The organism is Bacteroidales bacterium (genome assembly GCA_035342335.1).
Classification (GTDB): domain Bacteria; phylum Bacteroidota; class Bacteroidia; order Bacteroidales; family JAGONC01; genus JAGONC01.
The window spans coordinates 24,132-37,976 of the sequence record DAOQWY010000027.1; the positions used below are offsets into that span (position 1 = coordinate 24,132).

Sequence of the window (13,845 nt, forward strand, 5' to 3'; positions counted from 1 at the left end):
TTTTGTTACCCTGTTATTTGCAAAATTGTTGCAGCAACCTGTCAGCTTCCGTCAGGCCCAGCTCTTTTGCCTTCTGAAAATCCTTGCAGGCTTTGGCATTTTCTTTCAGGGCAAGATAGGATCGGCCCCGGTTGAAGAAAGCATCCCCGTAGTCAGGCTTTAACTCGATCGCCTTGGAAAAGTCACGGACGGCTTTGTCGTTATTGTTCATCAGCTGGCGTGCAGCACCGCGGTTGTTATAGGCCTCCGGATCATTTGGCGCCAGGGCAATGGATTTGGTATAATCCGTAATGGCTCCTTCATAATCCTTCAGCATGGTTTTCGCGTTGCCCCGGTTATTATAGCTGTTCACGCTGGTGGAATCCTGCTGTATGGATTTATCAAAATCAACGATGGAACCGGCAAAATCACCCAGGTTGGCTTTGGCTATTCCGCGGTTATAGTATGCTTTTGGGAAATCCGGCTTTAGCCGGGTAGCTTCATCGTAATCCTGAATGGCCAGATCAAAGCGGCTGGTGAAAAACCGGGCCACACCACGGTAATTGTAAGCCTCTGCCAGATCGGGCTTTAACTCGATGGCCCTGGTGAAATCAAGAATGGATTGAGCGTACTGTTTCAGCTCCGTGCGGCACAACCCCTGGAAGAAGTACACTTCTGAACTTTCAGGGTATTTCCTGACCAGTTCGTCCAAGCCGGGCAGGGCAGCAGTATAATCTTTTGCATCGATCTGTTTCTGCACCATCCTGAAGATGGAATCCTGAAGCACGGAAACCGGCCCGGCCGACGTTTTGGCAGGCCGGTCGGTGGGAGCGGGTTTCATCGTAATGTATTCTTTACCCTGCGTTTGCTGGCCCTGCTCCTGCACAGCCGATGTCAGGGAGTCGTTCTGAACGACTTGTTTTTCCTTCCGGGATGTGTTACAGGAAAAGATCACCAGGATAAAAGCGCCCAGGATGATGGCCATGATCGAATGTCTGATTTGCATAATGTATCTCCTTTTTGGATGTGCAAAAATAATCAACTTACTGAAACCTCATTCAAATACCGCCAGATCAGGCCTGCCGTTCTTGCTGAAGCTCCGCTGCCCCCGAGTTTCAGTTTCAGCAACTCATACGCACGCAGCATCTGTTCCCGCTTATGTCCACCGGGAAGGATCTGGCGTAATTCACTGGCCAGATTAACGGTATTGAGCTCACACTGAATAAGTTCCTTCACCGTTCCCCTTTCCATGATCAGGTTGACCAATCCGATATGGGGAACTTTGATCAGACGTCTGGCGATCAGGTACGACAGGTTTTCCCCCCTGTAACAGATGATCTGGGGGACTCCGTGCAGCGCTGTCTCCAGCGTTGCAGTGCCTGATGTGACCAGGGCAGCTACCGCGTTATTCAGAAGGGTGTCGGATTGGCCGAAAACGACATTCACACGGGCGGACTGGATGATACGATGATAAAAACCGGCGGTCAGAGAAGATAACCCACCTATGACAAACTGATATTCAGGAAAATGCGGGATAACCGACAGCATGGCTGGCAGAATTCGTTTCACTTCCTGTTTCCGGCTGCCAGGAAGCAATGCGATGACCGGCCTGTTACCGGGTGAATGAAGTGACCTGAATGAATCCTTTTCATCGTTCCTGGGTTCACCTAAGGCATCGAGCAACGGATGGCCAACATATTCAACCGGATATCCATACCTGCTGTAAAAATCCTTCTCAAACGGGAGGATGACATACATACGATCAACAAAGGATTTGATCTTCCTGACACGGGATGATTTCCAGGCCCACAGCTGCGGTGAAATATAGTAAACGACCCGAAATCCTTTTTTATGTGCAAATTCAGCCATCCTTAGGTTGAAACCCGGGTAATCCACCAGGATGAGGGCATCCGGGCCATAGGAGAGGATATCCCTTTTGCACAGGTTGATGAAGTTCCAGATCCTGCGCAGGTGGAGGAAAACATCCGTAAAGCCCATATACGCCGTTTTACGGTAGTGTTCGACGAGCTCTCCACCCTGTTCTTTCATCCGGTCGCCTCCCCAGCACCGGAACGATGCATTTCCGTCCAGTTTCCTGATCTCCTTCATCAGGTTGGAAGCGTGAAGGTCGCCCGAGGCTTCACCGGCGATGACATAATAGCGCATGGTTCTCAGGACCCCTGTTTGGCAAAGAAAATAAAAAAGGACATCATGTAGATAAACGCCACCAGCAGTATTCCCCTTCCTGTTTTATCAAAGCTCAGTTTCACAAAATAGTGCCTCATGACGATCAGGTCAAGGGTAATGCTCACCAGGAGAAGAATGTTGAATTTAATGAAGGTCCCGGTGACGAGCCATTTTTCGATCAATAAATTAAACAGGAACAGGGCCCCCAGAAAAAGAGCAGGTGTGACTGCACCCAGAAGAACGCCAAAAGAAAACGAATCTCTATTCAGCATCCCAGCTCCATCTTTTAATGATTTCCAGGCTCTTGTACGCAGTCAGGTCGATCTGGGCCGGAACCACAGAGACGTAGTTGTTCTGCAGTGCCCAGTCATCAGTATCTTTTCCATCGGCCAGGCTGGCAAATGCACCTGTAAGCCAGTAGTATTCCCTGTTATGGGGATCCCTGCGTTCATCAAATTCCTCCATCCACATTCCCTGTCCCTGATGGCATACCCGAATGCCTTTGATCTGATCAGCCGGAGCGGGAGGAATATTGACATTGAGACAGGTGCCCGCGGGCAAACCGTATTGCAGAACTTTTTCAACGACTCGTTTCACATATTTCCCGCAGGCGCTGAAGTCGGCGTGGTAGGAATAATCTGCCAGAGAAAAGCCGATCGAAGGCACCCCGCTGATCACTCCTTCCAGCACAGCGGCCATGGTACCGGAGTACAGAATATTGATGGAAGCATTTGAACCGTGGTTGATCCCCGAAACGATCAGGTCAGGTTTGGTCTTCAGCACGACCTGTATTCCCAGTTTCACTGCATCTGCCGGTGTTCCGGTGCAGCTGTACCGCAGGAGTCCCTCCTTTTCTTCCAGTTTCCGCAGGCGTAGCGGATGCCGTACCGTCACTGCGTGACCCATTCCCGACATGGGTTCCTGGGGGGCCACAATGCACACCTTTCCAAATCCCTGCATAATGTCAGCAAGGGTATTGATCCCGGGAGCATTCACCCCGTCATCATTACTAATCAGTATGATCCTGTCGTTCATAAGTTTCAGTTCCAATCTTTTTCAGTTCTTCATAAAGCTGGTGCACGGGAAGGCCCATCACGTTAAAGTAGGAGCCGTTGATACGGGTGATCCCGACATAGCCGATCCATTCCTGAGCCCCGTAAGCACCAGCTTTATCCAGGGGGAGATAATGATCAACATAATAGGTGATTTCTTCCTCGCTGAGCTCCCTGAAATACACATCGGTTTCACAAAAGAACGATCGTGTAAAAGAGGAGGTGCGCAGGCAAACACCCGTGATCACCTCATGTTTCTTTCCTGATAACCTTTTCAGAAGCCGGATTGCTTCGTTGCGGTCAGCAGGTTTACCGATGATGTGATGGTCAAGGCAGACAATGGTGTCGGCCGTGATCAGCAATGTGTTTTCCTTCAGGTCGCTGGCGGGGAATGCGCTGGCTTTTGACGTAGCCAGGTGGAGCGCGATCTCTTCCCTTTGCAGATCATCGGGGTATGACTCATCCGTTTCAAGGTCGGCCGGTTCAAAGGAGATGCCCAGTTCCTTCAACAGATGCCTTCGTCGCGGTGACCGTGAAGCCAGAATTATGTGGTATTTTTTTAAATTGTCGAGACCAGTCATCGTACGACGCATAATGAGAACTAATTTCTTCTTACCAGCTAAATGCCAGATGGTTCATCCATTTTCCCTGGATCTTCATGACCTGTTCGACCACGTCTCTTACGCAACCCTCGCCACCTTTAAAACCGGAAATGTACTTTGCAACGGATTTGATCTCTTCGCACGCGTCGGCAGGGCAGGTTGGAAGACCCGCTACCTTCATCAGCTCAAAATCCGGAATGTCATCCCCCATAAAGAGCACTTCGCCTGCTTCAAGGGAATTCCGGGTCAGGTATTGGTTGAACACCTGGAGTTTGTTTTCGACGCCAAGAAAGACATCGTGGACCATTAATGCATCAAAACGATGCCGGATGGAAGCAGAGCGTCCTCCGGTGATGATGGCAACGTGGTAACCATTTTTCACGGCAAGCTGCAGGGCATAGCCATCCTTTACGTTGGCCATCCGGAGAGCATCACCCGATTCGGTCAGTAAGACGTGGCCGTCGGTGAGTACACCGTCATAGTCAAAGATAAAGGTCGTGATACCGGATAACAGGATCTTATAGTTTGGCATGTTCAGTTCATTTAAGCGTTTAGGTTCCCCTGCATTTCCAGAATGCGCTCTGTAAGGAATGCATAAAGTTCATCGTACTGCTTGTCCCGCTTCAGAAGTTCAAGATGCTCGGCAATGACGGTCCGGTCATTTCGCACAGCGGGTCCCGTCTGTGCAGCTTGCGGCTCACATTGCTGGATCTTCATGGCCGTTTCACGGATCAAGGGCCTCAGCAGATCGAACGGCAGATTTTCCCGCTGAAGCAGATCATACGACACCTGATACAGATAGTTCGTGAAATTATTGGCAAAGACGGCGGCCAGGTGTACGCTTTTTCTTTTTTCCGAATCCAGGCTGTAGATCTTCCCGGAGAAACAACCCGCAAAGGCTTTTAATAACTTCAGGTCATCTGCCTTCCTGGCTTCGATACAAACGGGAATGCTCCGAAAATTTAAAGGCCGTTCTTTGGTGAAGGTTTGAACGGGATAGAACACTCCGGGTCGTTCGGTTGCTTTCTGCAGAAGTTCGATGGACAATCCCCCGGCTGTATGAACGATGAACCGGTCGCGGGGAAGCGTGAGCCGTACCAGGATTTCAGGCAGTACCCGGTCTGGCACGGCGATCATGTAAAGATCTGCGTCGGGAAAGAGCTCCTGCAGGCTGGTGCACCAGGGTACGTTTACTTTTGAAGCAAGCGCAGCCGCCGATTCGCTGGTCCGGCTCCAGATCTGCACAAGTTTCCGCTCACTGTTCATCAGATGCAGTGCCAGGTGCGTAGCGACATTGCCTGCCCCTATCAGAACAACTTGCCTGATTTCAGAATGCTTCATGCGATTTAAAAACGGGCAAAGTTACGAAATTATCAGGTATGGCCGGAAACAGGAATCCTGAACCGCCGGTTACTGCACTGAATTATCCATCAGGTCCTACCGGGCGTACTGGAAATTTTTTCCAGGGTACCGGGCTGCATTACCCAGGATCTCTTCGATGCGGATCAGCTGATTATACTTGGCAATACGGTCTGAACGGCTGGCAGAGCCGGTCTTGATCATCCCCGTATTGAGGGCGACAGCCAGGTCGGCAATGGTCGTATCTTCGGTTTCACCAGAACGATGACTGATGATCGTTGTGAAGCCACTCTTGTGGGCCATCTCCACGCAGTTGATCGTTTCGGTCAGGGTGCCGATCTGATTCAGTTTGATCAGGATGGAATTGGCCACTCCATTTTTGATACCCTGGCTCAATCGTTCGACGTTGGTAACAAAAAGATCATCCCCCACCAGCTGTATCTTTTTGCCCATGACATCGGTCATCAGCTTCCAGCCATCCCAGTCATCTTCAGCCATGCCATCCTCAATGGAGATGATCGGGTACTTATCCGCCCAGCCTTTCCAGTAGTCCACCATCTGGGCAGGAGTGAGTTTCTCGCCTGTTGACTTTTTCAGATGATAAACGTTCTCATCGGGAATGAAATATTCGGAAGCGGCCGGATCCAGGGCGATATAGACATCCTTACCGGCTTTATAGCCGGCTTTTTCAATGGCCTGAAGGATCACTTTGATCGCTTCTTCATTGGATTTCAGGTTTGGGGCGAATCCACCCTCGTCGCCAACGTTGGTTGAATAATTCTGGGATTTGAGAACGGACTTCAGGTTATGAAAGACTTCAGCGCCCATACGGATCGCATCCGTGAAGGTTGAAGCGCCGACCGGCATGATCATGAACTCCTGGAAATCAATGCTGTTGTCGGCGTGAGATCCTCCGTTGAGAATGTTCATCATGGGTATGGGAAGCAGTGACGCATTCACTCCGCCGATGTACCGGAACAGGTATTGCTGTGATTCCTGGGCAGCAGCATGCGCTACAGCCAGAGATACGCCAAGGATGGCGTTTGCGCCAAGTTTCCCCTTGTTCGGTGTGCCATCAATTTCAATCATCCGGGCGTCAATTTCCGCCTGGTCGGAGATAAAATATCCCTTCAGTTCGTCGTTAAGGATTTTGTTCACATTATGAACCGCCTTGAGCACACTTTTGCCGAGGTACATGGATTTGTCACCATCCCGGAGCTCAACGGCTTCGTGAACGCCGGTAGAGGCACCTGACGGGACCGACGCACGTCCAATCATCCCTGAGCTTGAGTAGACATCCACTTCGATGGTCGGATTTCCCCTGGAATCAAGTATCTGACGCGCTGAAATGTTTATGATTGTACCCATTGTAATCCAACTATGTAGATCTTACTGAATTACTTCTCTTCGGAGGTTGTTTCGTCGGCTTCCGGTTCAGCAGGTTCAGGCTCAGCGGCGGCTTCGGGTTCTTCTTTCCGGGAGGACTTTGCTGCGGCGACAGGAGTTGCTTCTGCAACGGTCTTTTTCCGACCAAGCCCACGACGTCTGCGTGTGCCTGCTTTTTCCTTCTTTTCGTCCGCCTTTGTCCCCAGAAGGTATTCGTTGTAATCCACCAATTCGATCAATGCCATTTCTGCACTGTCACCCAAACGGTTACCTGTTTTCAGGATACGGGTATATCCACCGGGACGGTTGGCCACTTTCTGGGATACCTCCCTGAAAAGTTCCGTAACGGCTTCCTTGTTCTGAAGATAGCTGAAAACGACCCTTCTGGAGTGGGTGGTATCCTCCTTAGCCCTTGTAATGATAGGCTCAACATAGACCCGTAACGCTTTGGCCTTGGCCAGCGTGGTGTTGATCCTTTTTTTCAGGATCAGGGATGAAGCCATATTCGACAGCATCGATTTCCGGTGTGTGGATGTTCTGCTTAAATGGTTAAAATTCCTCCTGTGTCTCATGGCAATTATTCCTTTTCTAATTTATACTTCGCTGTATTCATGCCGAAATCCAGCCCTTTTGATTTCACCAGCTCTTCCAGTTCAGTCAGGGATTTCTTTCCAAAGTTCCTGAATTTCAACAGATCTGTTTTATTGAACGTGACCAGGTCGCCCAGGGTTTCCACGTCGGCTGCTTTCAGGCAATTCAATGCCCTGACAGAAAGGTCCATATCCACCAGTCGGGTTTTCAGCAGCTGCCGGATATGCAGTGTATTTTCGTCAAATTCGTCCGTGACTGATTTTTCCTCGGTGTCGAACGTGATCTTTTCATCAGAGAAAAGCATGAAATGCTGTATCAGAATCTTGGCAGCTTCCTTCAGTGCTTCTTTCGGATGGATCGATCCATCCGTCGTGATCTCCATGACAAGCTTTTCATAATCGGTCTTCTGCTCCACCCTGTAGTTTTCAACGTGGTATTTTACATTCTTGATGGGGGTGTGGATGGAATCCAGGAAAATGATACCCAGGGGAACGTTCATGACTTTATTTTCCTCCGCCGGGACGTATCCCCTGCCCCTTTCAATGGTGATTTCCATGTTGAGCTTGCTATTGGGCTGCATATGGCAAATCACCAGATCGGGATTGAGCACCTGGAAGATGGACAGGAATTTATTCAGATCCCCTGCTTTTAATACTGCTTCGTTCTGGATCATCACCGTCACCTTCTCGCTGGTTTCAGAATCCAGTTGTCGTTTGAAACGAATTTGTTTGAGGTTCAGGATGATATCCGTCACATCCTCCACCACTCCTTTTATGGATGAAAATTCCTGGTCCACTCCTTCGATCCGGATGGAAGTAATGGCATATCCTTCCAGTGAGGAAAGGAGTATCCTGCGCAGGGAGTTGCCAATGGTGATGCCAAAGCCAGGTTCAAGGGGTCTGAACTCAAAGGAGCCCTTGAACTGATCAGCTTCGATCATGATCACTTTATCGGGTTTCTGAAAAGCTAAAATGGCCATATGAAATTTCTGTAAGATTAAAAAAATAACGATTACTTGGAGTACAACTCGACGATCAGCTGTTCCCGAATATTTTCGGGAATTTCGGATCGTTCGGGGTAATTCATGAATCTCCCGGTCAGTTTATCTTCATCCCATTCCAGCCATGAATATTTCTGAAATCTTCCAGCCAGTGAATCTGTAATTGTTTCCAGTGATCTGGAGCGTTCCCTGACGCCGACCAGGTCGCCAGGCCTGACTGAAAAAGAAGGAACATTGACCACTTCGCCATTGACGATGATATGGCGGTGTGTGACCAGTTGCCTTGCGGCAGCCCTTGTGGGGGCGATCCCGAACCTGAACACGACATTGTCAAGTCGTGCTTCGCAGAGTTGCAGCAGGATTTCACCGGTGATACCCTTCTTGCGGGTCGCCCTGTAGAAGGTATTTTTGAACTGGCGTTCCAGGATGCCGTAAGTGTACTTTGCCTTTTGTTTTTCCTGCAGCTGAACCCCGTATTCCGATTGTTTCCTTCTCCTTTTTGTTGCCCCGTGCATGCCCGGGGGATAGTTTTTCTTTTCATACGTTTTGTCAGGTCCATAGATAGGGTCCCTGAACTTCCGTGCAATTTTTGTTTTCGGTCCGATATATCGTGCCATTCCCTGAAAATTTTTTATGATTGCTGATTATACTCTTCTTCTTTTAGGCGGCCTGCATCCATTATGGGGAATTGGGGTAATGTCGCGGATTTCAGTAACTTCGATGCCGTTGGTATGGATGGTACGGATCGCAGATTCGCGGCCTGCCCCTGGTCCTTTCACAAATACCTTCACCTTGCGCAATCCCAGGTCGTATGCAGTCTTTGAACAGTCCTGAGCTGTCATCTGGGCTGCGTAGGGTGTATTTTTCTTTGAACCTTTGAATCCCATCTTACCGGCTGAAGACCAGGATATTACCTGTCCCGCACTGTTTGTAAGGGAAACGATGATGTTATTGAACGATGCCATGATATAGGCGTGCCCGATAGGATCAATCCTGACAACTCTTTTTTTGACCGATTTCGTTGATTTAGCCATAGATTTATTATTTCGTGCTGAACAATAATGAGTAACTGATTTTTAACCTTTAGGAGCCTTTTTCTTATTGGCAACCGTCTTCCTTCTGCCCTTGCGTGTCCGGGCGTTGTTCTTGGTGCTCTGACCGCGTACCGGAAGTCCGAGACGATGACGTATGCCCCTGTAGGAGCCGATATCCATCAGCCGTTTTATGTTCATCTGTACCTCGGAACGCAGTTCCCCTTCAACCTTAATGTTTTCGGTGATGACTGTACGGATGCTGGTCAGCTCCTGGTCATTCCAGTCCTGCACCTTTTTTTGGATATCCACACCTGCTTTTTGAAGGATGTGACGGGCCCTGCTTCGTCCTATCCCATAGATATAGGTCAGGGCAACTTCGCCGCATTTGTTTTTTGGTATGTCAATACCTGAAATTCTTGCCATGGTGATTATTTTATAGTGTTTTAAGGATGAACCTGTGCAAGGTCAAATCGCTTCTTATCCCTGCCTTTGTTTCAGTTTGGGATTTTTCTTGTTAATGATGTAAATCCTGCCTTTTCTTCTGACAATCTTACATTCAGGAGATCTTTTCTTTACCGATGTCCTTACTTTCATTGGAATTTATTTTTCAGTTACAAAATGTATTTCTTAATGTCACGTGTCCGTTGAGTCATCTTATCCTCTACTTGTACCTGTAGGTAATTCTTCCCTTGGTCAGGTCATAGGGTGACATGGCCACTTTCACCTTATCGCCCGGAAGGATCTTGATGTAATGCATGCGCATTTTACCTGAAATATGAGCCGTGATCACGTGCCCATTTTCCAGTTCAACGCGGAATATAGCATTACCAAGAGATTCCTTAACGATGCCATCCTGTTCGATCGTTAGCTGTTTTGTCATCTACTGCCTGAAATTATTTACCATTGATTACTTCTTCAATATAGTCGAACGTAGAGAGTATTTCGCACGAATCCTTTCTCACGACCACTTCATGTTCATAATGAGCAGAGGGTTTCCCGTCGGCCGTCCGGATCGTCCATCCATCTCGTTCCTGCACCACTGTCCGTGTTCCCAGGTTGATCATGGGTTCGATACAGATGGTCATTCCTTCGGTCAGTTTCATGCCGGTCCCCCGTTTTCCATAATTGGGTATTTCCGGTTTTTCGTGCAGATTTCTTCCGATGCCATGTCCCACCAGATCCCTGACGACACTGTATCCAAACTGCTCCACCCAGCTTTGAACTGCAAAACCAATATCCCCAACCCGTTTTCCGGCCACTGCCATTTCGATCCCCTTGTACAGGGATTCCCTGGTTTGTTTCATCAAAAGGAGCCATTCTTCCGGAACTTCCCCGACAGCGAAGGTATAGGCTGAATCACCGTAAAAATCATCCTGAACAACGCCACAGTCAATTGAAACGATGTCACCGTCCTTAAGCTCCCTCTTCCCGGGGATCCCATGAACGACCTGGTCATTCACCGACACGCAGAGGGTAGCCGGATAACCTTCGTACCCTTTGAATGCGGGAATAGCTCCCTGGTCGCGGATAAATTCCTCGGCGATTCGGTCCAGCTCCCGTGTCGTCACTCCCGGCCGGATGTACCTTGCCACCTCTGCCAGTGCTTTACCAACTATCAAAGAACTGTTTCTGATCCGAATGATCTCTTCTTCTGTTTTGATCATCATCTTTTCAAACACGCACCCCCCTGGTTAACGGTTATGTGCCCATGCTCATGGATGAGCGTCCCTTTATCCTGCCGCTTTTGGTCAATCCATCGTAATGCCTCATCAGCAGATGACTTTCGATTTGCTGCAGTGTATCCAGTACCACGCCGACAAGGATCAGCAGGGATGTGCCTCCATAGAACTGGGCAAACTGCGTATTAACTCCCATCAACCTGACAAAGGCTGGCATAATGGCCACAAAAGCCAGGAAGATTGATCCGGGCAGGGTTATACGCGACATAATATTATCAACGAATTCCGCGGTTTTTCTGCCCGGTTTGACACCGGGGATGAATCCGCCGTTCTTTTTCATATCCTCAGCCATCTGGTTGGGGTTGATCGTAATGGCCGTGTAGAAGTAGGTGAAGAGGATGATCATGATGGCAAAAACAAAGTTGTACCAGAATCCGTTCATATTACTGAACGTGGCTGCAAAACGTGACATTCCTTCTGAACCAAACTGGGCAAAGGTGAGGGGCAGGAACATGATGGCCTGGGCGAAGATGATTGGCATGACACCGGCTGCATTTACTTTCAGGGGAATGTACTGCCTGACACCTCCGTACTGTTTGTTGCCGACAATGCGTTTGGCATATTGTACGGGGATCCTGCGGGTACCCTGTACCAAAAGGATACAGAGCAGGATGACGAAAACAAGCACCGCGATTTCCACAATGAAAATGATCAGTCCTCCTCCCTGTGTTTCCAGCCTGCTGATCAGTTCTCCGAACAGTGCAAAGGGCAGCCGGGCGATGATTCCAATCATGATGATCAGGGATATGCCGTTCCCGATGCCTTTGTCGGTGATGCGTTCCCCAAGCCACATGATGAACAGGGATCCGGCCGTCAGTATGACGATGGACGATATCCCGAAAAACGAAAGGACGGAATGGGTTGTGATATCCGCCTGGAAGGGATAGATCGCTTCGGCGGGTAACTGGCTGACCAGGTTGGCGATGTAAGCTGGTGACTGGAAGATCAGGATAAACACGGTAAGGTACCGCGTGATCTGGTTCATCTTTTTCCTGCCGCTTTCTCCCTCGCGCTGCAATTTCTGGAAATAGGGTATGGCCATTCCCAACAGCTGGACCACGATGGATGCGGAAATATAGGGCATGATCCCGAGGGCAAAGATGGAAGCATTGGAAAATGCACCACCTGAAAACATGTTTAATAGACCCAGAAGTCCTGTGCTGGCCTGGTTTTGCAGGGCAGCCAGCTGATTCGGATCAATGCCCGGTATCACCACATAGGCACCCAGCCTGTAAATCATGATGATGCCCAGTGTGTAGAGGATCCTCTTCCGGAGGTCTTCTATCTTGTAAATATTCCTTATGGTCTCAATAAATCGTTTCATTCACGCTATATTTTTGTTGCAATGCCACCATTTGATTCGATTGCTTTCCTGGCTGAAGCTGAGAACGCATGCGCCTTCACATCCACCTTGGCAGTCAGCTGACCCCGTCCGAGTACTTTGATCTGGTCCTTTTTATCGGCAAGGCCATTTTCGATGAAAACATCCACATCGAAGTAACTAATGCCTTTGGCATCAAACAAACGCTGAAGTACATCCAGATTGATGGGATGGAACTCGACCCGGTTGAAATTGATGAACCCACCTTTGGGGACACGGCGGTGCAGGGGCATCTGACCTCCCTCAAATCCGATTTTACGCTTATATCCCGATCTGGACTGAGCGCCTTTGTGTCCCTTTGTCGATGTACCTCCCTTACCTGATCCCTGGCCTCTGCCGATGCGTTTGCTTTTCTTTACCGAACCTTCTGCCGGTTTTAAGTTACTTAAATCCATCATAGTCTGATATTATCAATGATTCGTTTGATCTATTGAATTTCTTCCACAGTGACCAGGTGTCGAACTTTTTCGATCATGCCCAAAATCTGGGGTGTTGCCTTCACCTCAACAGTCTGGTGCATACGTTTGATTCCCAGCGCCTCGAGGGTTCTTTTCTGACGTTGTGGTTTACCAATACCGCTTTTAATCTGTGTGACTCTGAGTCTATTCATCTGATTCTCTTTTATCCGTTGAACACTTTTTCCATGGGTATGTTTCTCAGCTGAGCAACCGCATAGGGATCCCGAATCTGCATCAGGGCATGGATGGTCGCCTTTACCACGCTGTGCGGATTGGATGAACCTTTTGACTTGGCCAGCACGTCTTTAATTCCGACACTTTCCAGCACAGCACGCATCGCACCCCCGGCGATCACGCCGGTCCCCGGGGCAGCCGGCTGCAGGTAAACCAGGGCTCCGCTGTATTTGCCCAGCTGTTCGTGGGGAATCGTTCCTTTCATGACAGGAACCTTGATCAGGTTCTTCTTGGCATCATCAATCCCTTTGGCGATGGCGGCAGTGACTTCTTTTGCCTTGCCCAGCCCGTGGCCGACCACTCCGTTTTCATTGCCCACCACCACGACCGCGGAGAAGCTAAATGTTCGCCCACCTTTGGTGACCTTGGTAACACGCTGGATGCTGACAAGCTTATCCTTGAATTCGATTTCGCTTGATTTTACTCTTCTGACATTCAAATTTGCCATCTTTAATTAAAATTTAAGTCCGCCTTCCCTGGCTGCATCAGCCAATGATTTAATTCGTCCATGATAAAGATATCCTCCCCGGTCGAATACGCATTCGGTGATTCCTGCTTCCACGGCTTTTTTGCCGGCCAGAAGGCCCACCTGCCGGGCCTGCTCGGTTTTGCTGACCTTTTGGGCCACTATTTCAGGCTGACGGGAGGAAATGGCCAGAAGGGTCCGGCCCGTCATATCATCCACAAGTTGCACATAGATATCCCGGTTGCTTCTGAAAACGCTCAACCGGGGCCGGTCTGACGTACCCTTGACGACCTTCCGTATCCGCATCCGGATCCTCGACCTTCTGAATTCCTTATTACTGGTTATCGACATGATTCCTTGTTTTATTCATTTAAAAA

Annotated in this window: 21 protein-coding genes; all 21 read right to left on the reverse strand. The window is 49.2% G+C overall.

What is annotated here, in order from left to right; all coding sequences use genetic code 11:
• Window positions 1-13: 13 nt before the first annotated feature.
• The 21 genes from PKI34_11605 to rplR all read right to left on the reverse strand — a co-directional run bounded on the left by PKI34_11605 (window position 14) and on the right by rplR (window position 13,813).
• Entirely contained in the window at window positions 14-985 is a 972-nt protein-coding gene (locus PKI34_11605) for a tetratricopeptide repeat protein (GenBank protein ID HNS18453.1), read from the reverse strand.
• Window positions 986-1,017: 32 nt separating this feature from the next.
• Window positions 1,018-2,145 carry a lipid-A-disaccharide synthase gene (lpxB, locus tag PKI34_11610; GenBank protein ID HNS18454.1) on the reverse strand — a complete coding sequence of 376 codons (1,128 nt, stop codon included), beginning with the start codon at window positions 2,143-2,145 and terminating at the stop codon, window positions 1,018-1,020.
• Between the two features lie 5 nt (window positions 2,146-2,150).
• Complete coding sequence (locus PKI34_11615) at window positions 2,151-2,438, reverse strand: hypothetical protein (GenBank protein ID HNS18455.1); 288 nt, start codon at window positions 2,436-2,438, stop codon at window positions 2,151-2,153.
• Window positions 2,428-3,201 (reverse strand): 5'/3'-nucleotidase SurE, encoded by a 774-nt coding sequence (gene surE, locus PKI34_11620; GenBank protein HNS18456.1) that lies wholly within the window; start codon window positions 3,199-3,201, stop codon window positions 2,428-2,430. Before surE ends, PKI34_11615 begins: the two co-directional genes overlap by 11 nt.
• Window positions 3,176-3,811, reverse strand: coding sequence for a Maf family nucleotide pyrophosphatase (locus PKI34_11625; protein ID HNS18457.1), 636 nt, complete (start codon window positions 3,809-3,811; stop codon window positions 3,176-3,178). Before PKI34_11625 ends, surE begins: the two co-directional genes overlap by 26 nt.
• 19 nt (window positions 3,812-3,830) lie before the next feature.
• Window positions 3,831-4,352, reverse strand: coding sequence for an HAD-IIIA family hydrolase (locus PKI34_11630; protein HNS18458.1), 522 nt, complete (start codon window positions 4,350-4,352; stop codon window positions 3,831-3,833).
• Between the two features lie 11 nt (window positions 4,353-4,363).
• On the reverse strand, window positions 4,364-5,161 hold the full coding sequence (locus PKI34_11635; GenBank protein ID HNS18459.1) for a DUF2520 domain-containing protein: 798 nt from the start codon (window positions 5,159-5,161) through the stop codon (window positions 4,364-4,366).
• A gap of 96 nt (window positions 5,162-5,257) precedes the next feature.
• Entirely contained in the window at window positions 5,258-6,547 is a 1,290-nt protein-coding gene (gene eno / locus PKI34_11640) for a phosphopyruvate hydratase (protein ID HNS18460.1), read from the reverse strand.
• Window positions 6,548-6,576: 29 nt separating this feature from the next.
• Window positions 6,577-7,137: a 50S ribosomal protein L17 gene (rplQ, locus tag PKI34_11645; protein ID HNS18461.1), complete on the reverse strand. Its 561-nt coding sequence runs from the start codon at window positions 7,135-7,137 to the stop codon at window positions 6,577-6,579.
• Between the two features lie 5 nt (window positions 7,138-7,142).
• On the reverse strand, window positions 7,143-8,135 hold the full coding sequence (locus PKI34_11650) for a DNA-directed RNA polymerase subunit alpha (GenBank protein HNS18462.1): 993 nt from the start codon (window positions 8,133-8,135) through the stop codon (window positions 7,143-7,145).
• Window positions 8,136-8,167: 32 nt separating this feature from the next.
• A complete protein-coding gene (gene rpsD / locus PKI34_11655; protein HNS18463.1) occupies window positions 8,168-8,773 on the reverse strand; it encodes a 30S ribosomal protein S4 in 606 nt (201 codons plus the stop codon).
• 27 nt (window positions 8,774-8,800) lie between these two features.
• Window positions 8,801-9,190 carry a 30S ribosomal protein S11 gene (rpsK, locus tag PKI34_11660; protein ID HNS18464.1) on the reverse strand — a complete coding sequence of 130 codons (390 nt, stop codon included), beginning with the start codon at window positions 9,188-9,190 and terminating at the stop codon, window positions 8,801-8,803.
• Between the two features lie 42 nt (window positions 9,191-9,232).
• Window positions 9,233-9,613, reverse strand: coding sequence for a 30S ribosomal protein S13 (gene rpsM, locus PKI34_11665; protein HNS18465.1), 381 nt, complete (start codon window positions 9,611-9,613; stop codon window positions 9,233-9,235).
• A gap of 54 nt (window positions 9,614-9,667) precedes the next feature.
• The gene (gene rpmJ / locus PKI34_11670) at window positions 9,668-9,784 is read right to left on the reverse strand and encodes a 50S ribosomal protein L36 (protein ID HNS18466.1); all 117 of its coding nucleotides are present in this window, start codon (window positions 9,782-9,784) and stop codon (window positions 9,668-9,670) included.
• Between the two features lie 67 nt (window positions 9,785-9,851).
• The gene (infA, locus tag PKI34_11675; GenBank protein HNS18467.1) at window positions 9,852-10,070 is read right to left on the reverse strand and encodes a translation initiation factor IF-1; all 219 of its coding nucleotides are present in this window, start codon (window positions 10,068-10,070) and stop codon (window positions 9,852-9,854) included.
• A gap of 13 nt (window positions 10,071-10,083) precedes the next feature.
• The gene (gene map, locus PKI34_11680; protein ID HNS18468.1) at window positions 10,084-10,857 is read right to left on the reverse strand and encodes a type I methionyl aminopeptidase; all 774 of its coding nucleotides are present in this window, start codon (window positions 10,855-10,857) and stop codon (window positions 10,084-10,086) included.
• Between the two features lie 31 nt (window positions 10,858-10,888).
• On the reverse strand, window positions 10,889-12,253 hold the full coding sequence (gene secY, locus PKI34_11685; GenBank protein ID HNS18469.1) for a preprotein translocase subunit SecY: 1,365 nt from the start codon (window positions 12,251-12,253) through the stop codon (window positions 10,889-10,891).
• Window positions 12,254-12,258: 5 nt separating this feature from the next.
• Window positions 12,259-12,705, reverse strand: a complete 447-nt coding sequence (rplO, locus tag PKI34_11690; GenBank protein ID HNS18470.1) for a 50S ribosomal protein L15 — start codon at window positions 12,703-12,705, stop codon at window positions 12,259-12,261.
• Window positions 12,706-12,737: 32 nt separating this feature from the next.
• Window positions 12,738-12,920 carry a 50S ribosomal protein L30 gene (gene rpmD, locus PKI34_11695; GenBank protein ID HNS18471.1) on the reverse strand — a complete coding sequence of 61 codons (183 nt, stop codon included), beginning with the start codon at window positions 12,918-12,920 and terminating at the stop codon, window positions 12,738-12,740.
• A gap of 11 nt (window positions 12,921-12,931) precedes the next feature.
• The gene (gene rpsE / locus PKI34_11700; protein ID HNS18472.1) at window positions 12,932-13,450 is read right to left on the reverse strand and encodes a 30S ribosomal protein S5; all 519 of its coding nucleotides are present in this window, start codon (window positions 13,448-13,450) and stop codon (window positions 12,932-12,934) included.
• 6 nt (window positions 13,451-13,456) lie between these two features.
• Window positions 13,457-13,813: a 50S ribosomal protein L18 gene (rplR, locus tag PKI34_11705; protein HNS18473.1), complete on the reverse strand. Its 357-nt coding sequence runs from the start codon at window positions 13,811-13,813 to the stop codon at window positions 13,457-13,459.
• Between the last annotated feature and the right edge of the window lie 32 nt (window positions 13,814-13,845).